The organism is Micromonospora citrea (assembly GCF_900090315.1).
Lineage (GTDB): Bacteria > Actinomycetota > Actinomycetes > Mycobacteriales > Micromonosporaceae > Micromonospora > Micromonospora citrea.
Genome location: NZ_FMHZ01000002.1, coordinates 2,034,473 through 2,060,503 on the forward strand (window position 1 = coordinate 2,034,473; position 26,031 = coordinate 2,060,503).

Sequence of the window (26,031 nt, forward strand, 5' to 3'; positions counted from 1 at the left end):
CCTCACTCCGGTTTCGTCGTACGGCTCATCAGGGCGTCGACGGCGAGCCGCGGGTCGACGCCCTCGTGGCAGACCAGTTCGACCTGCTCGGTGATCGGCATCTCCACGGCGTGCGCCCGGGCGAGGTCGCGGATGGCGAGCGCGCTCTTGACCCCCTCGGCGGTCTGCCGGGTGGCGACGCGCGCCTCCTCCAGGGTCGCGCCCCGGCCCAGGTGCTCGCCGAAGGTGCGGTTGCGCGCCATCGGCGAGGAGCAGGATGCCACCAGGTCCCCCATCCCGGCCAGGCCGGCGAAGGTGAGCGGGTCGGCGCCGAGGGCCACTCCCAGGCGGGCGGTCTCGGCCAGTCCCCGGGTGACCAGCATGGCGCGGGTGTTGTCGCCGAAGCCCATCGCGACCGCGATGCCGTACGCCAGGGCGATCACGTTCTTGACCGCCCCGCCCAGCTCGCAGCCGATCACGTCGTCGTTGGTGTACGGCCGGAAGTAGGGCGTGGTGATCGAGCGCTGCACCAGCGTGGCCCGGGCGGAGTCGGTGCAGGCGACCACGGTGGCGGCCGGCTGCTCGGCGGCGATCTCGGGGGCCAGGTTGGGGCCGGAGACCACCACCACCCGGTCCGCCGCCACCCCGGTGGTCTCGACGATCACCTCGCTCATCCGCTTGGTGGTGCCGAGCTCGATGCCCTTCATCAGGGAGACCAGGGTGGCGTCCGGGTGCAGGTGCCCGGTCCACTCGGCGAGGTTGCCGCGCAGCGTCTGCGACGGCACGGCCAGCACCACCAGTTCGGCCCCGGTGATCGCCTCGACGGCGTCCCCGGTCGCCGTGACCCGGGACGGCAGCAGCACGTCCGGCAGGTACTCCGGGTTGCGCCGCTCGGCGCGGATCGTGTCGGCGACCGGCTGCCGGCGCGCCCAGACGGTGACGTCCCGGCCGGCGTCGGCGAGGATCTTGGCGAACGCCGTACCCCACGAGCCGGCCCCGAGGACCGCGACGTGCCCGCTCACGCCGCCGCCTCCGGCCGGCGCTCGTCCCCCGGGCGGGCCGGTCGTTCCCACAACGGCGGCGGGGTACCGCCCCGGATCTCCGCGAGCATGTCACGCAGGCGCAGCATGATGGTGTCGGTCATCTCCTCGAGAACGGCCTTGGTCGGGGCGGCCCCGGCCCAGCGGCTCAGGTCCACCGGGGGGCCGGCCACCACGGTCACCGGCATCCGGGGGCGCGGATTGAACCGGGAGTCGCGCGGGTCGAAGATCCGCTCCGGTCCCCACATCACGACCGGCACCACCGGCGCCCCGGTGGCGAGCGCGAGCCGGGCCGCGCCGGTCTTGCCCTTCATCGGCCACAGCTGCGGCTCGCGGGTGATGGTGCCCTCCGGGTAGATCACCACCGCGCCCCCCTCGGCCAGTGCGGCGACCAGGGCGTCGAGCGACCGCACGGCGTCGACGGTGCCCCGCTCGACCGGGATCTGCCGGCACCGGTGCAGGATCCAGCCGACCAGCGGGACGCGGAACACGCTGGCCTTGCCCAGGAACTGCGGCCAGCGGCCCGAGTCGTAGACGAAGTGCGCCGCGACCAGCGGATCGGCGTGCGAGATGTGGTTCGGCACGATGATCACGCCGCCGTCGCGGCGCAGGTGCTCCATGCCCCGCCAGGTCCGCCGGGTCCAGAGCAGCATCACCGGCTTGACCAGCACCACGGCGAACCATTGCCAGAATCCCAGCCTCCGCCGTGTCACTGTGCCTCCTCGTCCCGCCCCGCCCCGTACCGGATCCGCGCCCGGTCACGCCCCAGCGAAATCATGCCTGCTCGGCCCGGGTCCGGCCAGAGAGGGTACCGCCGGCCGGCTGGCAGGATGGCGGGTGTGAGTCAGCCGAGGTGGATCGTCGTGGTGCCGGTGAAACCCCTCGCCGCCGCGAAGAGCCGGCTGCGGGGCGCCCTGCCGGCCGTACCGCACGAGGCGCTGGCGCTGGCCCTGGCCGCCGACACGGTCGCCGCGGTGCGGGCCTGTCCGGCGGTGGCCGGGGTGCTGGTCGTCACCGACGACCCCCGGGTGGCGGCGGCGGCCCGGCGGGCGGGCGCGACGCCCCTGCCGGACGTCCCGGGCGCCGGGCTGAACGCCGCCCTCCGGCACGGCGCGTCGGCCGCCGGCGGCGGCTGGGTGGCCGGGCTCACCGCCGACCTGCCCGCGCTGCGCCCGGCCGAACTGGCGGCGGCGCTGCGGGCGGCGCAGGCCGGCCCCCCGGGCGTACGCCGGTACGTCGCCGACGCCCCCGGCGACGGCACCGTGCTGCTGGCCGCGCCGCCGGGGGTGCCCCTGGATCCCCGGTTCGGGGTCGGTTCGGCGGCGGCGCACGCCGCCAGCGGGGCGCTCGCCCTGACCGGTGAGTGGCCGAGCCTGCGCCGCGACGTGGACACGGCCGACGACCTGGCGGCGGCGGCCCGGCTCGGGCTGGGGCCGGCCACCGCCGCGCTCACCCGCGCCGGCTGCGCCGCCTGACGGGCCCACCGCGGCGCGGCACGGCGATGGTACGGGCGGTGTAGCGTGCGGGGCATGCAGGGCACGGTGGCGACCTACGACGCGGCGACCCGCAGCGGGCTGCTGCTCCTCGACGACGGCACCGAGCTGGCCTTCCCGGCCCGGGCGTTCGACGCCTCCGGCCTGCGGCTGCTCCGTCTCGGCCAGCGGGTACGCGTCGACACCGACGCGGCCGGCGAGGTCGTCCGGGTGACGCTGCCGACGATGACCTGAGCGAGTGGTCGAAGTTCATTTTGCGTTAACCGGGATCGGGTGATTATGAGCGGGTGAGCACCCCTCGCGAGCCCGCCGACCGCCCGTCCCACGCCACCGGCCCGACCGCGCCCCGCAACGGCACCCGCCCCCGGGGCGCCGACGGCCGCTTCCGCCCCCAGGCGTCGGCCGAGACCGCCGACGACCGCCGCTTCCGCCCCCAGGCGTCGCCCGGGACCGCCGACGACGACCGCCTCGGCCCGCAGGCGTCGCCCGGGGCCGCCGACGACGACCGCCGCTTCCGCCCCCAGGCGTCGGCCGAGACCGCCGACGACAGCCCCGCCGCCGGCGCGACGACGGTCCCCGACGCGGCGGTCGCCTCCACCGGCCTGGAGGAGGTGCTGGACCCGGTCGCCGGGCCGGCGGGGGGCGCGTCGCCGGCGCGGGCCGGGTCGGCGGACGACGAGCCGCCGACCGCGGCGCCGCTGCCGGAGGACCGCTTCCTCAACCGGGAGCTCTCCTGGCTCGACTTCAACGCCCGGGTGCTGGCGCTCGCCGAGGACCCGCGCACCCCGCTGCTGGAACGGGCCAAGTTCCTGGCCATCTTCGCCAGCAACCTGGACGAGTTCTACATGGTGCGGGTGGCCGGGCTGAAGCGGCGGCTCCAGGCCGGCCTGCCGGTGCGCGGCGGCGACCGGATGCCGCTGCGTACCCAGTTGGAGGCGGTCGCCGAGAAGGCCGCCGCGCTGGTCACCCGGCACTCGGCCTGCTTCACCGACGACGTGCTGCCGAGGCTGGCCGCCGAGGACATCCGCATCCTGCGCTGGGCGGACCTGGACGACCCGGAACGGGAGCGGCTGCGCGCGTACTTCCGGGAGCAGATCTTCCCGGTGCTCACCCCGCTGGCGGTCGACCCGGCGCACCCGTTCCCGTACATCTCGGGGCGGTCGCTCAACCTGGCCGTGGCGGTACGCGACCCCGACGGCGGCTCCGAGCTCTTCGCCCGGGTGAAGGTGCCGAACAACGTGCCCCGGTTCGTCCGGGTGCACCGCGACCAGCCGGGTGTGCGGATGCTGCCGGTGGAGGACCTGATCTCCGTGCACCTGGGGCAGCTCTTCTCCGGCATGCAGGTGGTCGAGTGCCACCTGTTCCGGGTCACCCGCAACGCCGAGGTGGAGGTCGACGAGGACCGCGACGAGGACCTGCTCCAGGCCCTGGAGCGGGAGCTGGCCCGGCGCCGCTTCGGCCCGCCCGTACGGCTCGAGGTGGACGCCTCGATCTCGGACCACATGCTGGAGCTGCTCGTACGCGAGCTGGACATGCACGACCAGGAGGTGCTGCGGGTGCCGAGCCTGCTGGACCTCTCGGCGCTGTGGCAGCTCTACAACGAGGCGGACCGGCCCGACCTGAAGGACCCGCCGTTCGTGCCGGCCACCCACCCCCGGCTCACCGAGGGCGAGGTGCCCCGCAGCGTCTTCGCCACCCTGCGCGACGGCGACATCCTGGTGCACCACCCCTACCACTCGTTCGCCACGAGCGTGCAGCGCTTCATCGAGCAGGCCGCCGCCGACCCCGACGTGCTGGCCATCAAGCAGACCCTCTACCGCACCAGCGGCGACTCGCCGATCGTCGACGCGCTCGTCGACGCGGCTGCCGCCGGCAAGCAGGTGGTGGTGCTGGTCGAGCTGAAGGCGCGCTTCGACGAGGTGGCCAACATCGGCTGGGCGCGCACGCTGGAGCGCGCCGGCTGCCACGTCGTCTACGGCCTGGTGGGCCTCAAGACGCACTGCAAGACCGCCCTCGTCGTACGCCAGGAGGGCAACCAGATCCGCCGCTACTGCCACATCGGCACCGGCAACTACCACCCGAAGACCGCCCGGCTCTACGAGGACTTCGGCATGCTCACCGCCGACCCGGAGATCGGCGCCGACCTGACCGACCTGTTCAACGTGCTGACCGGCTACAGCCGGCAGACCGCGTACCGGCGGCTGCTGGTGGCCCCGCAGGGCATCCGCAGCGGGCTGATCGAACGCATCGAGCGGGAGATCGCGCACGTGCGGCTCGGCGTGCCGGGGCTCGTGCAGATCAAGGTGAACTCGCTGGTCGACGAGGAGATCACCGATGCCCTCTACCGGGCCTCCCGGGCCGGCGTGCACGTCGACCTGCTGATCCGGGGCATGTGCACGCTGCGGCCCGGGGTGCCCGGCCTGTCGGAGAACATCCGGGTCCGCTCGATCCTGGGCCGGTTCCTGGAGCACTCCCGGATCTTCCGGTTCGGCAACGACGGCGACGCCGAGTTCTGGATGGGCTCGGCCGACCTGATGCACCGCAACCTGGACCGCCGCGTCGAGGCGCTGGTGCGGGTGAGCGACCCGGTCGCCCGGGCCGAACTGGACCACGTCATGACGGCCGCGATGAGCCCGGAGGTGGAGGCGTTCGAGCTGGCGGCCGACGGCACGTGGAGCCGGCGTACCGGCACGGTCGAGGAACCGCTGGTGCACCTGCAGGAACTGCTGCTGCGTCGCGTCGGTGGCACCGCGAGCTGACCGGCGCGCGCATAGGCTGACCAGATGCTGCATGAGCGGGACGGGGCCGGCCCGGGTCGGGTCTGGGCGGCCGACGTCCCCGACGGGAAACCGCCGATCCGGGCGGCGGGCGGCGTCGTGTGGCGCCCCGACGGCGACCCCGACCCGGCCGGCGCGGGCGCCCGGCACGCCGGGACACGCGTCTGCCTGGTGCACCGGCCCCGCTACGGCGACTGGTCACTGCCCAAGGGCAAGCTGGAGCCGGGCGAGCACCCCCTGCTGGCCGCCGTACGCGAGGTGGCCGAGGAGGCCGGCGTCCGGGCGGTGCCGCAGGTGCGGCTGTCCACCGTGCGCTACCGCAGCGAGGGCCGGCCCAAGGTGGTCGACTACTGGTCGATGCGCGCGGTTGCCGACGGCGGCTTCCAGCCGGACACGGAGGTCGACGAGGTGCGCTGGGTCGGCGTGGACGAGGCCGTCCGGCTGGTCAGCTACCCGCACGACGCCGAGGTGCTCGCCGGCTTCGCGGCCCTGCCGCCGGTCACCGGGACGGTCGCGCTGGTCCGGCACGCGCACGCCGGCAGGCGCGCCACCTGGTCCGGCCCCGACACCGGCCGGCCGCTGGACGCCCAGGGCTGGGCGCAGGCCCACGCGCTGGCGCCGCTGGTGGCGGCGGTCCGGCCGGCGCGGCTGCTGTCGGCCTCGGCCCGCCGGTGCGTGCAGACGCTCGACCCGGCGGCGGCGCTGCTGGACCTGCCGATCGAGGTGGACGGCGACCTGGACGAGCCGAGGCCCGGCCAGCAGGCCGACGAGTGCGCGCTGGCCGCCGCCGCCCGCCTGAGCGCGCTGGTGGCCTCGGGCGGGCAGGCGGGGGCGTGCAGCCAGGGCAAGGTGATTCCGGGCGCCCTGGAGCGACTCACCGGCCGCGCCGACGACTTCACCACCCCGAAGGGCGGCGGCTGGCTGCTCGCCTTCACCGAGGGCCGGCTGCTCGCCACCGACCGCCTCTGACCCGCCCACCGCCGCGACCGTCCGGCCGCCCCCCACCCCGTCCGCCGCCACCCGCGAACCACTCCGACCAGCCGGCGTAGCGACACCCGGAGACCGACCGGCCGGGCGGGGCGACACCCGGAAACCGCCCGGCCGGCGTAGCGACACCCGGAGACCGACCGGCCGGGCGAGGCGGCAGGCGACCGACTACGGGGCCGGCGGCAGGGTCAGGGTCACCGCGACCGGGAGGTGGTCGCTGGCCGTGCCGCGCGGCGCCACCGCGTCCCGGGCGGCCAGGCCGGGCGTGACGAGGACGTGGTCGATCTGCTGGCGCGGGTCGTCCGCCGGGCTGGTCGGCAGCGGGCGGGCCGGGGCCAGCGCGTCGACCAGCCCGGCCCGGGTGAACTCGGCGAACGCCGGGGCGTCCGGCTCGGTGTTCAGGTCACCGGCGACCACCAGCGGGCGGCCGGCCGCGTACCGCAGGGCGAAGTCGGCGACCGCGCGGGCCTGGACGACCGGCTCCTCGCCCGGCGGCGGTTGCAGGTGGGTGGCGACCACCGCCAGGCGGACGCCCTCTCTGAAGTTCACCGTGACGCCGAGGGCCTGCGCACCGGTGGGCGCGCCGACCGCCGGCAGCGGCCTGGTCCGGGCCTCGTCCAGGGGCCAGCGGCTCAGCACGGCGTCGCCCCAGAGCGCGTCGGCGGCGGGGGCGAAGACGTACGGCATCTCCAGCCGCTCCGCCAGCAGGTCGAGCGTGTCGTGGCCGCCGTTGAGCAGCCAGCCCCGGTCCACCTCGCCGAGCGCCACGACGTCGGCCCCGGCGACCGCCCGGGCCAGCGCGTCCGGGTCGAAGCGGCCGTCCGTGCCGAATCCCATCCGGACGTTGTACGCCGCCACCCGCACCGTCTCGGGCGGGCCGTCCCGGTTGCTGGCGACCAGCAGCTCGTCGCTGACGACGGCGGCGAGCAGGGTCAGCAGGGCGGCGCAGGCGGCGGTGCGTACCGGCGGCAGCGCCGGCGCCGCCCGACCCGACGCGGGCCGGGCGGTCAGCGCCACGGCGGCCACGAGCACCGCCACGGCCACGGGCACCCCGGCGTTGGGGTGCCCCAGGTCGTACGCGGCGTAGTAGAGCACCGCCGCGACGGCGAAGAGCAGCATCCCGGCGACGACGGCGTACCCGCGCCGCCCCGCCGCCCGGGCCGGTTCGGCGGCGCCGCCGGTCGCCGGAAGCGGATCGGCCGCGCCGGCGGACGCCAGGCAGCCGCCGAGCCCGGCCGCGGTGAGCAGGATGGCCGGCAGCAGCAGTTCACCGCGTTCGAGGGCGAAGAGGACGGCCCCGGCGACCAGGGCCGTCGGGGCGAGCCACCGCGTCGCCGCACGGGACGGGGACGCCAGCGCGGCGAGCAGGAACCCGCCGACGGCGACGGCGACCGGGGCGGGCCCGAGGAGCGGCACCGTGGCGACCCCCACGTCGTCGCCGAGGTGCGGGCGCAGCAGGCCGAACTGGTAGGACGTCGCCGTGCGGGCGACCGCCGGGGAGAGCGCCACCATGCCGGCGAGCAGCAACGCCGGGCCGGCCAGCAGCCAGCTCCGTGCGCCGCCCGGCCCGGCCGGTGGCGCGGGACGCGCCTGCCCGGCCAGGAAGAGCCCGGCGACCCCGACGGCGGCCAGCCACGACGCCCAGGCTCCACCCAGCGGCGGCTGGTAGGTGTCCAGCGCGGTGTGCACGAGCGCGCCGAGCGCCAGCCCGAGCGCCAGGCCGGGCACCGGCCGGTCGGTGGTGGCGGCGACACCGGCGAGCCAGAGCAGCCCGGCGAGCAGGCCGGCCGTGGCGAGCCAGAGCTGGAGCCGACCGCCGGGCTGGCCGACGACGGCGAGCCGGGCGGCGACGAGCAGCACGGCGGCGGCGAGCGTCACCGGGCGGGCGCCGACCCAGCGGACCAGCGCGGGGGCGGCCAGCGCGAGCACGAACCAGCCGAGCGCGAACGCCCCGAGCAGCTCGGCCGGGGTCGAGGCGGCCTGCCCGAAGATGGTGATGACGGCCGGCAGGAAGACGCGCAGCACGTCGACCAGTAGCACGACGCCCAGGGCGAGGGTGAGGGTGGGAAGGTGGCGGTAGCGCACGGGGCTGCCTTTCGCCGACCGGAAGGGGTGCGGCGATTCTGCGGGCGGCGCGCCGCCACGGTCAACGCCTGCGGCGAACCTGCCCGCCGGTGCGCTCGCTCCTCCCGGCCGGCCACGACCCCGGGCGGACGCGACGAGGGCGCCCACCCCCCGGGTGGACGCCCTCGTACCGCCAGGATCAGCGCTTGGTCGCGGCCTTCTTGGCCGGCGCCTTCTTCGCCGGGGCCTTCTTGGCCGCGGCGCTCCTGCTCGCCACCGCGGTGGTCTTCTTCGCCGCGGTGGCCTTCGTCGCCGCGGCGGTCTTCTTCGCCGGGGCCGCCTTGGTGGTCGCGGTCTTCTTCGCCGCGGTGGTCCTGGTCGCCTTCGCCGCCGGGGCCGTCTTGGCCGCGGTGGTCTTCTTCGCCGCGGCGGTCTTCTTCGCCGCGGGCGTGGTCGCCTTGGCACCGGTCGCCTTCGCGCCCGTGGCCTTGGCACCGGTCGCCTTGGCTCCGGTCGCCTTGGCACCCGTGGCCTTGGCGCCGGTGGCCTTCGCCCCGGTGGTCTTGGCGGCGGCCGTGGCGGTCTTCTTCGCCGCCGCCGTGGCCTTCGGCACCTTGCCGCTGGCCACCATCTCCTTGAATCCGGCGCCCGGACGGAAGGTCGGGACGGATGTCTTCTTGACCTTCACCGCCTCGCCGGTCCGCGGGTTGCGCGCTGTTCGGGCGCCCCGGACGCGCTTCTCGAACGCTCCGAATCCGGTGATCGCCACCTTCTCGCCCTTGGTGACCGCCGCCTGGACCTCAGCGAGGACCGCGTCGAGCGCGGCCGTCGCCGTCTTCCGGTCCCCCAGGCGAACGGCGAGCGCCTCGATGAGCTCGGCCTTGTTCACGACTTCCTCCCGATTGTGCAACTGACTCGACGCGAGCCATTCTGCGCGCACGGTATGCCCTGTGCTGCCGGGACACAAACATTCGGTGGAAAAAAGCCCTTGTGTCGTAACGGATTCGCCCCCACCGGGTCGGACCGGTGGGGGCGGAAACCGCTGCGGGATCGGGCGTACGGCTATGCGACCGTCGGCAGGAACGGCGGCCTGGTGGCCTCGAAGGCGCTGATCTCGGCCTCGTGCCGGAGGGTGAGTCCAATGTCGTCCAAGCCCTCCATCAGCCGCCAGCGGCTGAAGTCGTCCAGCGGGAACGACCAGGTGGCATCGCCGACCCGGACCTGCCGGGCGGTCAGGTCGACCGTGACCGCGGTGGTCGGATCGGCCTCGACGAGACCCCAGATCTCCTCGACGGCTTTCAATTCCAACTCGACCGGCAGCAACCCCTCCTTGAGCGCGTTGCCCCGGAAGATGTCACCGAAGCGGGGGGAGATCACGGCGCGGAAGCCCCAGTCGCGCAGCGCCCAGACGGCGTGCTCGCGCGAGGAGCCGGTGCCGAACTCCGGGCCCGCCACGAGAATCGATGATCCCGAATACGCCGCATCGTTGAGCACGAATTCCGGGTCCTCGCGCCACGCGCTGAACAAGCCGTCCGCGAAACCGGTCCGGGTCACCCGCTTGAGGTACACGGCGGGGATGATCTGATCGGTGTCCACATTGGAACGGCGCAGCGGCACGGCGGTGCCGGTGTGGGTGGTGAACCTGTCCATCTGCGGTGCCCTTCTACAGGTCGGCGGGAGCGGCCAGCCGGCCCGCCACGGCGGTGGCGGCGGCGACCGGCGGGGAGACCAGGTGGGTGCGTCCGCCCCGGCCCTGGCGGCCCTCGAAGTTGCGGTTGGAGGTGGAGGCGGAGCGCTGCCCCGGCGAGAGCGTGTCGGGGTTCATCCCCAGACACATCGAGCAGCCGGCGAAGCGCCACTCGGCCCCGGCGTCGGCGAAGACCTTGTCCAGCCCTTCCGCCTCGGCCGCCTCGCGCACCGCGGCGGAGCCGGGCACGACGAGCATCCGCACCCCGTCGGCGACGCGGTGCCCGCGCAGCACGTCGGCGGCGGCCCGGAGATCCTCCAGCCGGCCGTTGGTGCAGGAGCCGACGAAGACCACGTCGACGGCGAGGTCGCGCAGCGGGGTGCCGGCGCGCAGGTCCATGTACTCCAGCGCGCGCCGCGCGGCCGTCCGCTCGGCCTCGGTGGCGAACTCCTCCGGATCCGGCACCACCGCGCCCAGCGGCGCGCCCTGGCCCGGGTTGGTGCCCCAGGTGACGAACGGGGTCACCGCGCCGGCGTCCAGGGTCACCTCGGCGTCGAAGGTCGCGCCCTCGTCGGTGGGCAGGGTTCGCCACCAGGCGACCGCCGCGTCCCAGTCGGCGCCCTTCGGGGCGTTCGGCCGCCCCTTCAGGTACGCGAACGTGGTCTCGTCCGGCGCGATCATGCCGGCCTTGGCGCCCCACTCGATCGACATGTTGGCGATGGTCATCCGCCCCTCCATGGACAGCGACCGGATCGCCTCGCCGCGGTACTCGACGATGTGCCCGCGCCCGCCGCCGGTGCCGACCTGGGCGATCAGCGCGAGCACCAGGTCCTTGGCGGTGACCCCGGGGGCGAGCTGCCCGGTGACGTTCACCGCCATCGTCTTCGGCCGGGCCTGCGGCAGCGTCTGGGTGGCCAGCACGTGCTCGACCTCACTCGTGCCGATGCCGAACGCGAGCGCGCCGAACGCGCCGTGGGTGGCCGTGTGCGAGTCGCCGCAGACGATGGTCATGCCCGGCTGGGTGACGCCGAGCTGCGGGCCGATGACGTGCACGATGCCCTGGTTGGCGTCGCCCAGCGGGTGCAGCCGCACGCCGAACTCGGCGCAGTTGCGGCGCAGCGTCTCGATCTGCGTACGCGAGGTGGGGTCGGCGATGGTGAGCAGGTCGCCGCGCCGCTGCCGGAACGACGGGTCGGCGTACCCCGTCGGGGTGTTGTGGTCCTCCGTCGCGAGCGTGAGGTCGGTGCGGCGCACCCGGCGGCCGGCGAGGCGCAGCCCGTCGAAGGCCTGCGGGCTGGTCACCTCGTGCAGCAGGTGCAGGTCGATGAAGAGCAGATCGGGCTCGCCCTCGGCGGACCGTACGACGTGCGCGTCCCAGACCTTCTCGGCCAGGGTCCTCGGCTCGGTAGTAGTGACTCCCACCATCTGGACATCCTAAATTCTGGGAGGTAAATTTCGGCTTGTGGGACACAGTATGAGCGGTGTCGGCGTTCTCGACAAGGCGGTGGTCATCCTGGCCGCCTGCGTCGACGGCGCCAGCCTGGCCGAACTCGTTGAACGCACCAAGCTGCCCCGGGCCACCGCGCACCGGCTGGCGCAGGCGCTGGAGATCCACCGGATGCTGGTTCGGGACACCCAGGGCCGCTGGCGCCCCGGGCCGCGCCTGGGCGAACTCGCCAACGCCGCACCGGACGTGCTGCTGACGGCGGCGGAGCCGCTGCTGGCGGCGCTGCGGGACGCGACGGGCGAAAGCGCCCAGCTCTACCTGCGCCGCGCCGACGAGCGGATCTGCGTGGCCGCCGCGGAGCGGGCCAGCGGCCTGCGGGACACCGTGCCGGTCGGCTCGGTGCTGCCCATGACGGCCGGCTCGGCCGCCCAGATCCTGCTCGCGTGGGAGCCGCCCGAGGCGGTGATGCCGCTGCTGCCCCGGTCCAAGTTCACCGGCCGCACCCTGGCCGAGGTGCGCCGCCGCGGCTGGGCGCAGAGCGTCGCCGAACGCGAGGCGGGTGTGGCGAGCGTCTCCGCCCCGATCCGCGACCGCACGGGCCGGGTCATCGCCGCGATCAGCATCTCCGGCCCGATCGAGCGCCTGGGCCGCCGCCCCGGCGAACGCCACGCCATGGCCGTCGTCCGGGCCGGCCAACGCCTCTCCGGCCTCTGACCCCATCCGCGAGAGGGCGGCTGGAATGCGGAACGGCCCGTCCCACCGGGGTGGGACGGGCCGTTCCAGATGTAGCCCCGACCGGATTCGAACCGGCGCTACCGCCTTGAGAGGGCGGCGTCCTGGGCCGCTAGACGACGGGGCCAAGACTTCGCTGCTTCCACCACCCTTCCGGGCGGTGCCGCTGTAGTCTAGCGGCGTCCCCTCCGGGGACGAAAACCGGGGCACCGAGACGGGGCGCGCCCAGGCCAGGCCGACCCCGGAGCACGCCCAGCCGGATCGCGCCGGGCCGGATCGCGCCGGGCGGAGAACGGCGGCATGGCGGCCACCCACCGGTGGGGTCGTCAGGTCGGCGCGATCGGGCCACCCACGATCGGGCCACCCAGGAGCGAGCCCCGCGAGGACGGGCCGATCGTGGGAAACGCCGCCCACCGGCCGGGCGTCGAGTTCGCCGCGAGCGGCCGGGCACGCGAAACGGCCCGCCCCACCGGAGTGGAACGGGCCGCTCAAGATGTAGCCCCGACCGGATTCGAACCGGCGCTACCGCCTTGAGAGGGCGGCGTCCTGGGCCGCTAGACGACGGGGCCAGAACCTGCCTTGCCGCACCGCTCTACCGAGCGGTGCGGCTGGACTCTATCAGAGAGAACCTCCGACCCCCTGACGGGAACCGGAGATGCTCTCCAGAGAGATCCAGCGCTCGAAGCTCTCTCGAACCTCGGCTGCGCTGGGGTACCAGGACTCGAACCTAGACTAACTGAACCAGAATCAGTCGGGCTGCCAATTACCCCATACCCCATTGGCCCCTTGCGGCGCCGGGAACAAACTTTACCCTCCCGGTGCCAGCAGGCCAAATCGAGCCCCCGAAACCGCCGCTGAGCTGCGCAGACAGGGCCTCGGCCCGGATCAGGCGACGGGCACCACCGGATTGGTGAGCTCCCCGATCCCCTCGATCCGCACGGTGACCGTATCCCCGTCCGTGAGCGGGCTAACCCCCGCCGGCGTGCCGGTGAGCACCACGTCGCCCGGCAGCAGCGTCATCACGTGCGAGACGTACGACACCAGGGCCGGCACGTCGAAGACCATGTCCCGCGTCCGGCCGAGCTGGCGGACCTCCATCTCCTCGGGATTGCGCCCGACCTCGCAGCGGATCTCCAGGTCCCGGACGTCGAGCCCGGTGGTGATCCACGGCCCGATCGGGCAGAACGAGTCGAAGCCCTTGGCGCGGGTCCACTGGCCGTCGGAGCGCTGGAGGTCCCGGGCCGTGACGTCGTTGGCGCAGGTGTAGCCGAAGATGGCCCGCTCCGCGGCGGCCCGGTCGGCCCGACGCGCGCCGGGCGCGCCGATGACCACCGCCAGCTCGGCCTCGTGCTCGACCTGCTTGGAGAAGATCGGCAGCCGGATGGCGTCCCGGGGGCCGATCACGGAGGTGGACGGCTTGAGGAAGAGCAGCGGCTCCTTCGGCACCTCGCTGCCGTGTTCGGCGGCGTGCTCGGCGTAGTTGCGGCCGACGCAGACGACCTTGCTGGGCAGGATCGGCGAGAGCAGCCGGACGTCCGACAGCGCCCAGCGGGCTCCGCTGAAGGTGATCTGGCCGAACGGGTGGCCCTCGATCTCGGCGACGGTCAGGCCCTGCGGGCCCGCCTCCGGCTCGCCCTCGACGACCCCGAACGACATTCCCTTGGCATGAGCAAAACGAGCGATACGCACGTGGCCAATCTAGCCCCGACGGGCGGCGCCCCGGCCGAGGCCACGACCGGTCGCGGCACGCCACCCGACCTCGACCCCGGGGCCGGCGCACTGTACGCCACCGGCCGCCCGCCCGGGCGGACTTCCCGACTTCGTACCCGCCCGGCGTCGCCGCGCCCCTAGCGTCGGCTCCGGAGGTTCGTTCGTATGCCTGCATCGACACGACACCACAGGGCCCTCGCAGTGTTCGTACACTGCCTCGGCATTCTCGCCGCCGTGCCGGCACTGCCCACGGCGGCACCGCCCGCGGCGGCCGCGCAGCCACCACCAGCGGCGGCCGCGCAGCCACCACCAGCGGCGGCCGCGCCGACCCCGGCGCCGGGCATGCCGTCGGCGCCGCCGGCGGTGCCGACCCCGACCCGGGCCGCCCCGCCGGTGGCGAAGCCGCCGGTCACGGTGGCGGTGGCGCCGGAGAGCACGCCGTCGCCGCGCTACCGGATCGAGGTCCGCAACGCCGGCAGCACGCCGGTGGACACGACCGTGCGGCAGGAGCTGCCGCCTGGCGCCTCGGCGACCGCCATCACCACCGGCGGGCGGGCCAGCCGCGCCGGCGGCCAGTCGGCCACCGAGGTGACCTGGCAGCTCAAGCTGCCCGCCCGCAGCACCACCACCCTCGGCACGACGCTGACCACCGCCGCGCCGGACCGGCCGCTGACCGCGCCGGCCTGCGCCTTCGCCCGGGACGGCAACCGGCCGTACGACTGCGCGACGGCGACCTGGAACGCCGCCGCCCCGGCGGCCCCGCAGGAGACGGCGGAGACGCCGGCGTGGCGCCGGACGCCGGTGCTGCTGGCCGGGCTGGCCACGGTGGCGGTGCTCGCGATCGGCGGGGTCTGGACGTGGCGGCGGCGACGCCGGCGGCCCGTCGCCGCCGCCCTCTCCCCCGGCGGGCCGGGGACCGTCTACCCGAGGCCGGCCACGCCCCGGCCCGTGCAGGTCCGCCGCACGCCGTCGGTCTGGCTGATCGTCCCGGTGGCCGCCGCGGTGCTGGCCGGCACGGTGGGCACCGCCGCCTGGACGGCCACCCGGGAGGCCGCGTCCATCGACACCGACAGCCAGCCGACCAGCGGCGCGTGGATCGGTCAGGGCGCCAACGGTGCGCTCGGCGAGCCGCTGCGCGAGTCCGCCTTCGAGTTCACCGTCTACCGGGTCGCGTGCGAACCGGGCCGCGGCGCGAGGCAGTGCCAGGCCACGGTCGGGGTGCGCAACCTCACGCCGGAGCAGCAGAGCTGGCACGGCCGGCTGCAACGGGCGTACCTGCCGGACGGCAACTTCGTCACCGCCGACGAGCAGGCCACCCGGGCCGCCAACCAGGGCCGGGACGTGTTCGCCCAGCCGATGGCGGCCGGCAGCCGGACGGTGCTGCCGCTGGTCTTCACGGTCGACGGGCAGGGGCCGCCCGAGCAGTTGGAGCTGCGCAGCGGGGTGTTCTCCGCCGGTGTCCGGGTGGACGTGCCCTGACCGGCGGCCGGGCGGCGGTCGTACCCTTGGGTCCGTGACCGTCGCCCGCGCACCCGACCTGCCCGACGTGGGGGATCGTCGGGCGGCTCGGAGCGGACGACCGGGGCCGGCGACCAGCGTCCCCGTGGCGAGCTGGGTTCCGCTCATGGCGGCCCACGAGCGGCGCGCCGACTCCCTCACCGCGGGCCACCGCGCGCGCCGGGCCGCCCGGGAGCGGCACGCGATCGACGACTTCCTGTACGACTACTACGGCACCCGGCCCTCCGTGCTGCGGCGGTGGCACCCCGGGGTGGGTGTCCGCCTGGAGCCGGGGCCGGACGTCGCCGTCCCGCACGGGCGGTGGCGCTGGTACGCGACGGACGCCGACGGGGTCGTGGGGCTCGACGTCGCGGCGTTCCTCGCCGACCGGGGCGACTCGGTGCGCTTCGTCCACCGGTTGTTGTCCGCGATCGCGTCGCGCCCCGCCTTCACCGGCTGCTTCGGCCTGCACGAGTGGGCGATGGTGTACCGCCGTCGGGAGCACCGACACCCGCTCCCCCTGCGACTGGGGCAGGCGGGCACCGACGCGGTGGTCGAGTCGCACCAGATCCGCTGCACGCACTTCGACGCGTTCCGGTTCTTCACGCCCGAGGCGGTGCCCCTCAACCGGCTGCGCCCCACCAGGGAGAGCCAGGTGGAACTCGACCAGCCCGGCTGCCTGCACGCCTCGATGGACTGCCACAAGTGGGCGACCAAGCTGGGCCCCGCGGTCCCGGGGGACCTGGCGCTCGACTGCTTCGAGCTGGCGCGGGACATCCGCCTGCTCGACATGCGGGCGTCCCCGTACGACCTCTCCTCGTACGGGGAACCGGCGGTGGCCGTCGAGACCCCGGAGGGCAAGGCGGAGTACGTGGCCCGGCAACGCGAGTTCGCGCAGCGTGCCGGCCGGCTGCGCGACCGGCTGATCGAGGTGTGCGCGACGCTGCTGGACGCGGCGGAGCCGCCGGCAGGGGTGACCGGCTGAGCCGTCAGTCGCCGTCGACGCGGCGGTCGCGCTTGCGCTGCGACTGGCGCTTCTTCTCGGCCAGCCGACGCTCCTTGGCCCCACGCGAGGGCCGGGTCGGCCGGCGCGGCGGAGGTGGCGGGGCCGCCGCCTCGCGCAGCAGGGCGGCCATCCGTTCCCGGGCCGCCTCCCGGTTGGCCAACTGCGCGCGGTGCTCGCTGGCGGTGACGGTGAGCACGCCGTCGACGAGCCGCCCGGCGAGCCGTTCCATCGCCCGCGCCCGCAGCGGCTCGGGCACACCGGGCGACGCGCCCAGGTCGTAGCTCAGCTCGACGCGGGAGTCTGTGGTGTTGACGCCCTGGCCGCCGGGCCCGGACGAGCGGGAGAAACGCTCCCGCAGCTCAGCGGCGGGGACGACCCACCGGCCGGTCACCCGCAGTCCGTCGTCCACACCCCGAGGCTAACGCCCCGCCCGGGTGCTCGGGGTGGCGGACGGGCTCGGGGTCGGGGTCGGGGCGGGCTCGCCGTCGGAGCCGACGGCGGCGTACGCGACCGCCCCCACCAGCAGCAGGGCGATCACCCCGATCTTCGTGGTGGCCACCTTGATCAGCAGCCACGCGGTGCGCCGGGCACCGGGCACGGTCTTCTTGACGGTCTGGTAGTCGGCCCACCCGCGTCGCGCCCGGGCGTACGCCGACCCCACACCGGTTCCGATGAACAGGCCCACCAGCAGGAGGGCCGCGATGACAGGACGCTCCGCCCACGCCAGTATCCATACTCAGCGTAATATTTCCATGGTCCGATCATTTCGCGCCGGGTATCCGACAGTTCTCACGTTCCCAGGGCCGGGCCGGCGGGTGTGCGCGCAGCTCAGCCGCCCTTTCCGATGATCGTGTCGGCGGTCTGCTGCACCTGCTCGATGGGGATGGCGAAGCCGATCCCGATGGAGCCGTTGCCGTCGATCGTGGCGATCGCCGTGTTCACCCCCACCACCTCGCCACGCGCGTTCACCAGCGGGCCGCCCGAGTTGCCCGGGTTGATCGAGGCGTCGGTCTGCACCGCCGTGTGCCGGTTGTCGCCGAGGCGCACCTGCCGGTCCAGGGCGCTCACGATGCCGGCCGTGACGGTGCCGGCGAGTCCCAGCGGCGAACCGACCGCCAGCACCGGCTCGCCGACCCGGGTCGACCCCGGCTTGGCCAGCGGCAGCGCCGCCAGGCCGGCCGACGGCGGGACCCGCAGCACCGCGAGGTCGCTGCGCGGCTCCCGGCCGACCACCTCGGCGGCGAACCGCCGCCCGTCCGGCAGCTCGACGGTCACCGAGCCGTTGCGCCCCTTGGCCAGGATGTGGTCGTTGGTGATGATGTGCTGCTGGTCGTCGACGGCGAAGCCGGAGCCGGTCGCCGAGCCCCCGCGCCCCCCGCCCACGAGCACCGAGACCACCCCCGGCACCGTCTTCTCGGCCGCGGTCACCAACTCCGCCGGCACCGGGGCGGCCGAGGCCGCCGCCGGGCCGGGATCGCCGTCCCGGCCGGCCACCACGCCGCCGGCCAGCGCGCCGGAGGCGGTGGACAGGGCCACCACCGCCAGCCCGGCCAGCAGCCGCCCGCGCGGTCGCCACCCCGCCGGGCCCCGGCCCGGTCCGGTCCCGTCCCACCGGGTCCGCCCGTCCGGGTCCAGCTCCGGCGAGACGAACCAGGGGCCGCGCGGTTCGCCCAACCCGGTCTGCGCTGCCATGCGTACTCCTCACGTGTCCTTCTCGGCGGTGGCCGTACGGGGTCAGGGCAGCCGGGAGAACCAGCGCATCGAGCCGGCCGCGGCGCCCAGGGCGAACACCAGTCCCAGCCCGATGAAGCGGGCCGAGACGTCCTGCCGTTCGGTGCGGTAGCCCACCGAGGTGCCGATGTCGTCGTAGACCGCACGCAGCTCGTCGCTGGTGCTGGCCTCGTGGAACCCGCCCCCGGTCTCCTCGGCGACCGCGCGCAGGGTCTGCCCGTCCACGGGCACCTGGATCGGCCGGCCGCCCCGGTCGACGGTGCCGCCGGGAGTGCCGAACGAGATGGTGTGCACCGGCACCTTCATGGTCACCGCGTCGGCGGCGGCCTCCATCGGATCCATGCCGGAGGTGTTCGCGCCGTCGGAGAGCAGGATGATCCGGGCCGGCGGCGGATCCTTCGCCGCCTCGCTGTCGAAGCCCTTGACGGCGCCGAGCGAGGTGCTGATGGCCTCCCCGATGGCGGTGCCCTGCACGCCGGTGGCGCCCTCGACCAGCCGCTCGATCCCCTCGTGCAGCGCCTCCCGGTCGGTGCTGGGCGGCACCAGCACCGCCGCGCTGCCGGCGAAGGCGACCAGGCCGACGTTGAACTCGTCGGGCAGGCCGTCGACGAAGCTCCGGGCGGACTCCTTGGCGGCGCTGAGCCGGTCCGGCTCCACGTCGCCGGCCAGCATCGAGGTGGAGACGTCCACGGCGACCATCACCGTCGCCCGCTCCCGCGGCACCCGCACCTCCGCCGTGGGCCGGGCGAAGCCGACCACGAGCAGCGCCAGCATGGCGAGGAACAGTCCGGCCGGCAGGTGCCGACGCCAGGTCGGCCGCTGCGGCGCGACCCGGTCGAGCAGCCGCAGGTTGGTGAAGCGCACGGCGTAGCGGCTGCGGCGGCTCTGCATCAGCAGGTAGCCGACGGCCAGGGCGAGCACCCCGAGCAGCAGCCACAGCCGCACCGGCGACTGCCAGATCACGCCGCACCTCCCCGGGAGGCGCGGGCCGGAGCCGCGGCGAGGCGCCGCTGGGCGTGCACGTGACGCACGATGTCGGCGCCCCAGTCCCGGTCGGTGCGCAGCGGCAGGTGGGCCGCCCCGCTGCGACGCAGCGCCTGGCGTACCTGGTCGCGCTGGGCGGCGGCGGCGACCGCGTACCGCTCGCGCAGCCGTGGGTCGCCGGTCCAGACCTCCCGCCGCCGGCCGGTCTCCGGGTCGGCCAGGGTGATCAGGCCGACGTCCGGCAGCTCCAGCTCACGCGGGTCGGTGACCTCCACGGCCAGCACCTGATGCCGTACGGCGAGGCGGCGCAGCGGCGCCTCCCAGGGCGGCGCGTGCCGGGGATCGTCGGGCAGGCCGTCGAGGAAGTCCGAGACCACCACCACGAGGCCGCGGCGCGACGCCACCCGGTGCACGGCGGCCAGCCCGTCGGTGAGGTCGGGGCCGTCGGGCGGCGGGTTCCGCTCGTCGTGGCCGCCGGTGCGCGGCGCGGTCAGCAGGGTCCGGAGCAGCCCGAGCAGGTGGGTACGCCCGCTGCGCGGCGGGAAGCGGCGCAACCGGGTCGGGCCGAGCACCTGCGCGCCGAGCCGGTTGCCGGCCCCGGCGGTGAGGAAGCCGACCGCGGCCACGGCGGCCACGGCCAGTTCGCGCTTGTCCAGCTCGGCGGTGCCGTACTCCATGCTGGGGCTCGCGTCGACCAGCAGCCAGGTGGTCAGCTCCCGGTCGGCGTCGACCTCGCGGACGTGCGGGACGGTGGTCCGCGCGGTCACCGCCCAGTCCATGCGGCGTACCTCGTCCTCCCCCGGGCGGTACTCCCGGCTGCCGGCCGGCTCGCTGCCCGGGCCGGGCAGCAGCCCCCGGTGCTGCCCGTGCAGCAGGCCGTCGAGCCGGCGGGTGACGGTCAGTTCCAGCCGGCGCAGCCGCCGGTCCGGGGCGAGGTCGGCCAGCCCCGGGTCCGCCGGAACGCGCGCCGGCGCGGCGGCCCCGCGCCGGATCATGCCGCCGCCAGGTCGGTCGCGTGCGCGGGGTGGCCGGTGGCGACCCGGGGTGGCGGCACCGCGTCGACCAGCCGGCGCACCACCGACTCGGCGGAGACCCCGTCGGCGACCGCGTCGAAGGAGAGCACCAGCCGGTGGGCCAGCACGTCCACGGCCAGCTCGCGGACGTCCTCGGGCAGCACGTACTCGCGACCGCGCAGCAGCGCCTGGGCCCGGGCGGCGGCGACCAGGCCGAGGGTGGCCCGAGGGCTCGCCCCGTACGCGAGCAGCGGGGCGACCTCGGGCAGGCCGAACCGGCCCGGGTCGCGGGTGGCGAGGATGAGCCGGACCACGTACTCGGCGATGGCGTGGTGCACGAAGACGTGGGTGGCGCGGGCCTGGAGTTCGCGCAGGCGCTGCGGGTCGAGCACCTGGCGGGCGGTGGGCCGGTCGGCGCTCATCCGGTAGAGGATGGCGAGTTCGTCGGCGTCGCTCGGGTAGTCGACGACGATCTTCATCAGGAACCGGTCGCGCTGCGCCTCCGGCAGCTGGTACACGCCCTCGGACTCGATCGGGTTCTGGGTGGCCAGCACCAGGAACGGCTCGGGCACCCGGTAGCTGCGCCCGCCGATGGAGACCTGTCGCTCCGCCATCGCCTCCAGCAGCGCGGACTGCACCTTCGCGGGTGCCCGGTTGATCTCGTCGGCGAGCACCAGGTTGGCCATGATCGGGCCGAGCTCGATGTCGAAGGTCTCCTTCGACGCCCGGTAGATCCGGGTGCCGACGATGTCGGACGGCACGAGGTCGGGGGTGAACTGGATCCGGGAGAAGGTGCCGCCGACCACGGTGGCGAGGGTCTGCGCGGCGAGCGTCTTGGCCACTCCGGGCACGCCCTCCAGGAGGCAGTGCCCGTCGGCGACGAGGGCGGTGAGCAGGCGCTCGACGAGCCGATCCTGCCCGACGATCACGCGTTTGACCTCGAAGAGGGTCTGTTCCAGCTCGGCCGAACTCGCGTCGGGATCGGCCGGGCTGGGCAGGCTGGCCAGGGTGTCCGAGATGTCCGTCACGGTGCTTGCTTCCCGTGGCGGCCCTCGGACAAACGTCGGATTATCAGCGGCGAGGCGGCCCTTACCCGCCCGAACCGGGACGACCCTACCGAGACGGCGGGGACGAGACGGCGGACGACGACCGTCGGGCGTCCCGCCGCGCCGGGCGGCGATCCACCGCTGTGCGGGGGTGGATGCTGCTGCGGTCGCTGGCGATCTGATGCCGCACACGATTCACCCCTGCGCGGGGGCGGACGTTCCGGGTCGCTGTGGAGCTGATGTCGCAAACGACTCACCCACACGGGGTGGACGCCGCGGGCGCTGTCCGAGCTGGTGCCGCGATGATGCACCCGTACACGGGGGTGGACGGCTCGGGACGCTGTGGAACTGATGTCGCAAACGATTCGCCTCTGCGCGGAGTGGACGTCGCGCGCGCTGCCGAGCCGCTCCAGGTACGGGGCGGCGCATCACCCGATGACGTCGCCCACCGAGCGGTGACCTCGGAGGGACCGGTGAGCGTCCGAGGTCTCGGCAGGCAGGTGCCCCTCCAGGGGCCATTTCCTACCAGGATCTCGCGGGTGCTGTTCCGGCGAAGCCCGAGCGCGGTGATCGGAAGCAGGCTGCCTGGGCCCGAGGCGCCGGTGACGGGCAGCTCGCTCCTGGTCGGCGCGACGGTCGGGCTGACCGGCGAGCCGGCGGTCGGGCCGACCATCGGGCCGGCGGCCGGGTCGGCCGTCGGGCAGACCGTCGGTACGACGGTCGGGGTCGTGGTGGGCCTGGGGCTCGCCGCACAGGTGGGTGAGGACGAACTGGAGCAGACGTCCCGGTCCCCGTACGGCGGCCCCCGCCCAGGCTGGGGTCACAGTTCTGGGGCCTCCTCGGCCGCGGTGGGGACGTTGCCCGGGTTGACTCTGGTCGTCGTGGTGCCACGGCTGGCGCCGACCCCCACGGACGGTGGGGGCCGGCGTCGTCGGGTCGGGCGTCAGTTGGCGACGACCAGGTGGAACGGCCGGTCGGCCGGGGTGCCGGACGAGCTGCGGGTCTGGATGAAGACTGCGTTCGGCGTATCGAGCCGCGGCGCCACCGAGATCTCGCCACCCGGCGGCACGTTGTACGGGTCGGTGGTGCCGATGGTCGCGACGAACGTCTCCTGCGAGACGTTGTAGTTGAACAGGACCTGGTACTGCCCGGGCCCGTACCGGGTGGCGGAGACCGCCTCGGGCGAGCCACGGAGCAGGGTGCCGCCGCTGGTGACGACGGCGGAGGCCACGGTGCCCGGCGCGGTCGCCAGCGCGGACGGGCCCTGCGCCAGCGCGGCCTTGGCCTTGCGGGCCTCGGCGGGGGTCACCGCCGGCTGGCTGCCGGAGCCGGGCGCGCGGACGGCCGGCTGGGCGACCTCGGCGGGCGCCTGGGCCGCGGGCTGGGCGACGGCGATGCCGCCTCCGGCCAGGGCGAGCGCCAGGGCGGTGAAGGCCACCGCCGCCGCCTTGCGTCGGAAGATTTTGGTCATGACAGGTCTCCCTTTTTTTGACCGTACGGATTCGACCGGTCCCACCCGACGGCGGGACGGCTGATTTCCAATTCTCGGGTCGGGGAATTGACCGACAACCGCCGGAAGCCCGCGCTTCAGGCCGCACCATGAATGTTGTCGACTCAACGTTTTCCACCGACTCTGAGCAGGTATTACTACTCAGAGTTTCGACGTCTCAACCCACTGGAACGTAGCACCGGAAAAAGCCAGGCGTCAATAGTCGATCACTCGGCAAAACCGATGCCAGCGGTTTGTGAAATGCGAACGTTCCGCCATTCGCAGATGACTCCCCGGCGCAGCGGCGGGCGGCGCCGCGCGGCGGTGCCGCGATACCCTCCGGTGGTGATCACCGACGCGGCGGCACGGCCGGCGACGGACCAGGCCCGGACCTCGGGCACCCTGCTCTGCTGGGCGGCCGTCGCGCCCGGCGTCGCCTGGGCGGTCGTGCGGCTGGCCGGCCTCGACCGGGGACCGCTGGTGCAACTGCTGGCGTTCACGCCGTACGTCGCCGCCGGGAGCCTGCTGCCGCTGCTGCTCGCGCTCGCCCTGCGGCGCCGGTGGCCCGCGGTGGTCGCGGCGGTGGTCACGGCGGTGCTGGTGGCCGTGGTCGCGCCCCGGGCCCTGCCCGCCGGGCAGCCGCCGGCCGACGGGCCGACGGTGCGGCTGCTGACCGCCAACCTGCTCGCCGGGGCCGCCGACGCGCGGGCGCTGGTCGGCCTGGTCGAGCGGCACCGGGTCGACGTGCTCACCGTGCAGGAGTTCACGCCGCGGGCGGCGGCCGAGCTGGACCGGCTCGGCCTCGGCCGGCTGCTCCCCCACCGGCACCTCAACCCGCAGGCCGGCACCGTGGGCTCCGGGCTCTACGCCCGCTTCCCGGTCGGCGAGGTCGGCGTCCGGCGCAACCGGGGCGGATGGGGCTTCGACCAGGCGTACGGCACCGTGGCGGTGCCCGGAGCGCCGCCGGTGCGGGTCGAGTCGGCGCACCCGGCGGCCCCCTACGCGGTGGACCAGGTCGGCCACTGGCGCACCGACCTGGCGGCGCAGCCGCCCGCGACGCCGGACGGAGGGCTGCGGATCCTGGCCGGCGACTTCAACGCCACCCTCGACCATGCCCCGCTGCGCGCCCTGCTGGCCACCGGCTACGTCGACGCCGCCGCCGAGGTCGGCGCGGGCCTCACCGGCACCTGGGGCCCCTACGACGGCGACCCGATCCCGCCGGTGACCATCGACCACGTGCTCGTCGACCGGCGGATCGCGGTGCGGGCGGTGGCCGTGCACCGCGTGCCGGGCAGCGACCACCGCGCCGTCCTGGCCGAACTGCGCCTCCCGGCCGGCTGACCCGCCCCGGGCACGGCCGACGCGGTCAACCGCGCCCGGACGCGGGCACGGCCGACGCGAACGCCCCGCGCCCGGACGCGGGCACGGCCGACGGCGAACGCCCCGCGCCCGGACACCGGCACGGCCGACGCACACCCCCGCGCCCGGACGCGGGCACGGCCGACGGCGAACGCCCCGCGCCCGGACACCGGCACGGCCGACGCGCACGCCCCGCGCTCAGACGCGGGCGCGGTCGAGGCCGTAGGTGAGCGAGTCGACGAGGGCGTGCCAGCTCGCCTCGACCACGTTGGGGTGCACGCCGACCGTCGTCCAGTCGCGGCCGGTGCGGTCGGTGGTCTCCAGCAGCACCCGGGTCACCGCGCCGGTTCCGCTGCTGCCCTCCAGGATCCGCACCTTGAAGTCGGCCAGCTCGAAGTCGCCCAGCTCCGGGTAGTGCCGGGCGAGGCCGGCGCGCAGCGCCTCGTCCAGGGCGTTGACCGGACCGTTCCCCTCGGCCGTGGCGATGACCCGCTCGCCGCGTACGCGGATCTTGACGGTCGCCTCGGAGACCACCGCGCCGTCCTCGCGGTGCTCGACCAGGACCCGGTAGGACTCCAGCGCGAACGGCTTCGCCGGCGCGGTGTCCAACTCGGAGCGGACGAGCAGCTCGAACGAGGCGTCGGCGGCCTCGAACGACCAGCCGCCGGCCTCCAGCTCCTTGACGCGCCCGGTGACCCGGGACAGCGCCTCCGGATGGCCGGCCAGGTCCAGGCCGAGCTCGCGGCTCTTGAGCTCGACGCTGGCCCGGCCGGCCATCTCGGTGACGAGGATCCGCATGTCGTTGCCCACCACCTGTGGGTCCACGTGGTTGTAGAGCAGCGGATCCACTTTGATCGCGCTCGCGTGCAGCCCCGCCTTGTGGGCGAAGGCCGCGGCCCCGACGTAGGCCTGGTGGGTGTCGGGGGCGATGTTGGCGATCTCGGCGATGGCGTGGGAGACCCGCACCATCTGCCCCAGGCAGCCGTCCGGTAGGACGGGCAGCCCGAGCTTGAGTTGGAGGTTGGCGACCACGGCGAAGATGTCGGCGTTGCCGGGTCGCTCGCCGTAGCCGTTCGCGGTGCCCTGGAAGTGCCGCACTCCCGCCTCGACGGCGGCGACGGTGTTCGCCACGGCGCAGGCCGTGTCGTTCTGGCAGTGGATGCCGAGCAGTTCCGGGGCGACGCCCAGGCGCGCGGTCAGGTCGGCGATCGCGGCCGTCACCTGGGAGGGCAGCATGCCGCCGTTGGTGTCGCAGAGCACCACCCGCTCGGCGCCGGCGGCGAGCGCCGTCTCCACCACCGCCGCCGTGTACGCCGGGTCGTGCCGGTAGCCGTCGAAGAAGTGCTCCCCGTCGACGAAGACCCGCCGGCCCTCGGCCACCAGGTGCGCCACGGTGTCGTGGACCATCGCCAGGTTCTCCCCGGCCGTGGTGCGCAGCGCCCGCTCGACGTGCCGCAGGTCGGCCTTGGCGACCAGGGCTACCGCCGGGGTCTGCGCGTCGAGCAGGCCACGGACCTGCGGGTCGTCGGCGACCGGCACCCCCGCCCGCCGGGTGGCCCCGAACGCGACCAGCAGCGCGTGCCTCAGGTCCAGTTCCGTGCGCGCCCGGCGGAAGAACTCGGTGTCCTTCGGCACCGCGCCCGGCCAGCCGCCCTCGATGAAGCCGACGCCGAACTCATCGAGCAGCCGCGCCACCGCGAGCTTGTCGACCACCGAATAGCTGAGCCCCTCGCGCTGGGCGCCGTCGCGCAGCGTCGTGTCGTACACCTGGAAGGTCATCGGGGATCCTTTCGAGAGCAACAAAAAGACCCCCCGCGGATGCGGGAGGTCTGCGCGCTCGGCGGAGGGGAGGCCGGCGCGCTAGGTCCGAATAATCAGGTGGGTGCTGTTCACGATCGCCACTCTGCCACCCGGGCGCGGTTTTGGGAGGCAAAATCCACATGGCGGGACGGTGACGCACCGTCGCGGGGCCGCCCTGAAGGTACGGCCA

At 74.9% G+C, this 26,031-nt stretch carries 23 protein-coding genes and 3 tRNA genes; 8 read left to right on the forward strand and 18 right to left on the reverse strand.

The window, feature by feature from the left end; all coding sequences use genetic code 11:
• Positions 1 to 2 precede the first annotated feature (2 nt).
• Both GA0070606_RS09360 and GA0070606_RS09365 read right to left on the reverse strand, forming a co-directional pair.
• Positions 3 to 1,001 (reverse strand): NAD(P)H-dependent glycerol-3-phosphate dehydrogenase, encoded by a 999-nt coding sequence (locus GA0070606_RS09360; RefSeq protein WP_091096851.1) that lies wholly within the window; start codon positions 999 to 1,001, stop codon positions 3 to 5.
• Complete coding sequence (locus tag GA0070606_RS09365; RefSeq protein ID WP_091096853.1) at positions 998 to 1,732, reverse strand: lysophospholipid acyltransferase family protein; 735 nt, start codon at positions 1,730 to 1,732, stop codon at positions 998 to 1,000. The genes GA0070606_RS09360 and GA0070606_RS09365 overlap by 4 nt, the downstream gene beginning before the upstream one ends.
• 126 nt (positions 1,733 to 1,858) lie before the next feature.
• Here GA0070606_RS09365 and cofC point away from each other — a divergent pair, with 126 nt between their 5' ends.
• From cofC to GA0070606_RS09385, 4 genes are all read left to right on the forward strand, one after another.
• Positions 1,859 to 2,494 (forward strand): 2-phospho-L-lactate guanylyltransferase, encoded by a 636-nt coding sequence (gene cofC / locus GA0070606_RS09370; RefSeq protein ID WP_245724625.1) that lies wholly within the window; start codon positions 1,859 to 1,861, stop codon positions 2,492 to 2,494.
• 54 nt (positions 2,495 to 2,548) lie between these two features.
• Complete coding sequence (locus tag GA0070606_RS09375; RefSeq protein ID WP_176737277.1) at positions 2,549 to 2,746, forward strand: cold-shock protein; 198 nt, start codon at positions 2,549 to 2,551, stop codon at positions 2,744 to 2,746.
• 377 nt (positions 2,747 to 3,123) lie between these two features.
• The gene (locus GA0070606_RS09380) at positions 3,124 to 5,271 is read left to right on the forward strand and encodes an RNA degradosome polyphosphate kinase (RefSeq protein WP_425413089.1); all 2,148 of its coding nucleotides are present in this window, start codon (positions 3,124 to 3,126) and stop codon (positions 5,269 to 5,271) included.
• 24 nt (positions 5,272 to 5,295) lie between these two features.
• Positions 5,296 to 6,258 carry an NUDIX hydrolase gene (locus tag GA0070606_RS09385; RefSeq protein ID WP_091096859.1) on the forward strand — a complete coding sequence of 321 codons (963 nt, stop codon included), beginning with the start codon at positions 5,296 to 5,298 and terminating at the stop codon, positions 6,256 to 6,258.
• Positions 6,259 to 6,444: 186 nt separating this feature from the next.
• Here the strand turns inward: GA0070606_RS09385 and GA0070606_RS09390 are convergent, their stop codons facing one another.
• The 4 genes from GA0070606_RS09390 to leuC form a co-directional block, all read right to left on the reverse strand.
• On the reverse strand, positions 6,445 to 8,361 hold the full coding sequence (locus GA0070606_RS09390; protein ID WP_091096860.1) for an endonuclease/exonuclease/phosphatase family protein: 1,917 nt from the start codon (positions 8,359 to 8,361) through the stop codon (positions 6,445 to 6,447).
• A 178-nt stretch (positions 8,362 to 8,539) separates the two neighbouring features.
• Positions 8,540 to 9,229, reverse strand: coding sequence for an HU family DNA-binding protein (locus tag GA0070606_RS09395; RefSeq protein ID WP_176737278.1), 690 nt, complete (start codon positions 9,227 to 9,229; stop codon positions 8,540 to 8,542).
• 173 nt (positions 9,230 to 9,402) lie between these two features.
• Positions 9,403 to 9,990, reverse strand: a complete 588-nt coding sequence (gene leuD / locus GA0070606_RS09400) for a 3-isopropylmalate dehydratase small subunit (RefSeq protein ID WP_091096862.1) — start codon at positions 9,988 to 9,990, stop codon at positions 9,403 to 9,405.
• Between the two features lie 13 nt (positions 9,991 to 10,003).
• Positions 10,004 to 11,452 carry a 3-isopropylmalate dehydratase large subunit gene (gene leuC / locus GA0070606_RS09405; protein ID WP_091096863.1) on the reverse strand — a complete coding sequence of 483 codons (1,449 nt, stop codon included), beginning with the start codon at positions 11,450 to 11,452 and terminating at the stop codon, positions 10,004 to 10,006.
• A gap of 49 nt (positions 11,453 to 11,501) precedes the next feature.
• Between leuC and GA0070606_RS09410 the strand changes: the two genes are divergently transcribed.
• Positions 11,502 to 12,188, forward strand: coding sequence for an IclR family transcriptional regulator (locus GA0070606_RS09410; protein ID WP_013284529.1), 687 nt, complete (start codon positions 11,502 to 11,504; stop codon positions 12,186 to 12,188).
• Positions 12,189 to 12,260: 72 nt separating this feature from the next.
• On the opposite strand, the gene GA0070606_RS09415 is transcribed toward GA0070606_RS09410, so the two are convergent.
• The 4 genes from GA0070606_RS09415 to GA0070606_RS09430 form a co-directional block, all read right to left on the reverse strand.
• A tRNA-Glu gene (locus GA0070606_RS09415) sits at positions 12,261 to 12,333 on the reverse strand.
• Positions 12,334 to 12,702: 369 nt separating this feature from the next.
• A tRNA-Glu gene (locus tag GA0070606_RS09420) sits at positions 12,703 to 12,775 on the reverse strand.
• 137 nt (positions 12,776 to 12,912) lie between these two features.
• A tRNA-Gln gene (locus GA0070606_RS09425) sits at positions 12,913 to 12,984 on the reverse strand.
• A 107-nt stretch (positions 12,985 to 13,091) separates the two neighbouring features.
• Positions 13,092 to 13,895: a fumarylacetoacetate hydrolase family protein gene (locus GA0070606_RS09430; RefSeq protein WP_091096864.1), complete on the reverse strand. Its 804-nt coding sequence runs from the start codon at positions 13,893 to 13,895 to the stop codon at positions 13,092 to 13,094.
• A gap of 186 nt (positions 13,896 to 14,081) precedes the next feature.
• Between GA0070606_RS09430 and GA0070606_RS09435 the strand changes: the two genes are divergently transcribed.
• Complete coding sequence (locus tag GA0070606_RS09435) at positions 14,082 to 15,395, forward strand: hypothetical protein (protein WP_091096865.1); 1,314 nt, start codon at positions 14,082 to 14,084, stop codon at positions 15,393 to 15,395.
• A 145-nt stretch (positions 15,396 to 15,540) separates the two neighbouring features.
• Complete coding sequence (locus GA0070606_RS09440; protein WP_425413090.1) at positions 15,541 to 16,398, forward strand: 3-methyladenine DNA glycosylase; 858 nt, start codon at positions 15,541 to 15,543, stop codon at positions 16,396 to 16,398.
• 4 nt (positions 16,399 to 16,402) lie between these two features.
• Here GA0070606_RS09440 and arfB read toward each other — a convergent pair whose 3' ends face one another.
• From arfB to GA0070606_RS09475, 7 genes are all read right to left on the reverse strand, one after another.
• On the reverse strand, positions 16,403 to 16,828 hold the full coding sequence (gene arfB, locus GA0070606_RS09445) for an alternative ribosome rescue aminoacyl-tRNA hydrolase ArfB (RefSeq protein ID WP_091096866.1): 426 nt from the start codon (positions 16,826 to 16,828) through the stop codon (positions 16,403 to 16,405).
• A 9-nt stretch (positions 16,829 to 16,837) separates the two neighbouring features.
• Positions 16,838 to 17,104, reverse strand: a complete 267-nt coding sequence (locus tag GA0070606_RS09450) for a hypothetical protein (RefSeq protein WP_245724627.1) — start codon at positions 17,102 to 17,104, stop codon at positions 16,838 to 16,840.
• A 143-nt stretch (positions 17,105 to 17,247) separates the two neighbouring features.
• Positions 17,248 to 18,111, reverse strand: a complete 864-nt coding sequence (locus GA0070606_RS09455) for a S1C family serine protease (protein ID WP_091096868.1) — start codon at positions 18,109 to 18,111, stop codon at positions 17,248 to 17,250.
• Positions 18,112 to 18,153: 42 nt separating this feature from the next.
• Entirely contained in the window at positions 18,154 to 19,113 is a 960-nt protein-coding gene (locus tag GA0070606_RS09460; RefSeq protein ID WP_091096869.1) for a VWA domain-containing protein, read from the reverse strand.
• Positions 19,110 to 20,129 (reverse strand): DUF58 domain-containing protein, encoded by a 1,020-nt coding sequence (locus GA0070606_RS09465; RefSeq protein ID WP_091096870.1) that lies wholly within the window; start codon positions 20,127 to 20,129, stop codon positions 19,110 to 19,112. The genes GA0070606_RS09460 and GA0070606_RS09465 overlap by 4 nt, the downstream gene beginning before the upstream one ends.
• Entirely contained in the window at positions 20,126 to 21,175 is a 1,050-nt protein-coding gene (locus tag GA0070606_RS09470; protein WP_091096871.1) for an AAA family ATPase, read from the reverse strand. The genes GA0070606_RS09465 and GA0070606_RS09470 overlap by 4 nt, the downstream gene beginning before the upstream one ends.
• Positions 21,176 to 22,136: 961 nt before the next feature.
• Positions 22,137 to 22,664, reverse strand: a complete 528-nt coding sequence (locus tag GA0070606_RS09475) for a hypothetical protein (protein ID WP_091096873.1) — start codon at positions 22,662 to 22,664, stop codon at positions 22,137 to 22,139.
• 360 nt (positions 22,665 to 23,024) lie between these two features.
• On the opposite strand from GA0070606_RS09475, the gene GA0070606_RS09480 reads away from it, so the two are divergent.
• The gene (locus GA0070606_RS09480; RefSeq protein WP_425413037.1) at positions 23,025 to 24,023 is read left to right on the forward strand and encodes an endonuclease/exonuclease/phosphatase family protein; all 999 of its coding nucleotides are present in this window, start codon (positions 23,025 to 23,027) and stop codon (positions 24,021 to 24,023) included.
• Positions 24,024 to 24,239: 216 nt separating this feature from the next.
• Here the strand turns inward: GA0070606_RS09480 and cimA are convergent, their stop codons facing one another.
• Positions 24,240 to 25,820, reverse strand: a complete 1,581-nt coding sequence (gene cimA, locus GA0070606_RS09485) for a citramalate synthase (RefSeq protein ID WP_091096877.1) — start codon at positions 25,818 to 25,820, stop codon at positions 24,240 to 24,242.
• Positions 25,821 to 26,031: the final 211 nt, after the last annotated feature.

Bases quoted from the DNA above. Each gene is read 5' to 3' on its own strand.
- leuD (WP_091096862.1), bottom strand. From the start codon at position 9,990: ATGGACAGGTTCACCACCCACACCGGCACCGCCGTGCCGCTGCGCCGT.
- leuC (WP_091096863.1), bottom strand. From the start codon at position 11,452: ATGGTGGGAGTCACTACTACCGAGCCGAGGACCCTGGCCGAGAAGGTC.
- GA0070606_RS09465 (WP_091096870.1), bottom strand. From the start codon at position 20,129: ATGATCCGGCGCGGGGCCGCCGCGCCGGCGCGCGTTCCGGCGGACCCG.
- GA0070606_RS09375 (WP_176737277.1), top strand. From the start codon at position 2,549: ATGCAGGGCACGGTGGCGACCTACGACGCGGCGACCCGCAGCGGGCTG.
- GA0070606_RS09435 (WP_091096865.1), top strand. From the start codon at position 14,082: ATGCCTGCATCGACACGACACCACAGGGCCCTCGCAGTGTTCGTACAC.
- GA0070606_RS09410 (WP_013284529.1), top strand. From the start codon at position 11,502: ATGAGCGGTGTCGGCGTTCTCGACAAGGCGGTGGTCATCCTGGCCGCC.
- cimA (WP_091096877.1), bottom strand. From the start codon at position 25,820: ATGACCTTCCAGGTGTACGACACGACGCTGCGCGACGGCGCCCAGCGC.
- GA0070606_RS09385 (WP_091096859.1), top strand. From the start codon at position 5,296: ATGCTGCATGAGCGGGACGGGGCCGGCCCGGGTCGGGTCTGGGCGGCC.
- GA0070606_RS09440 (WP_425413090.1), top strand. From the start codon at position 15,541: ATGGCGGCCCACGAGCGGCGCGCCGACTCCCTCACCGCGGGCCACCGC.
- GA0070606_RS09475 (WP_091096873.1), bottom strand. From the start codon at position 22,664: ATGACCAAAATCTTCCGACGCAAGGCGGCGGCGGTGGCCTTCACCGCC.
- GA0070606_RS09455 (WP_091096868.1), bottom strand. From the start codon at position 18,111: ATGGCAGCGCAGACCGGGTTGGGCGAACCGCGCGGCCCCTGGTTCGTC.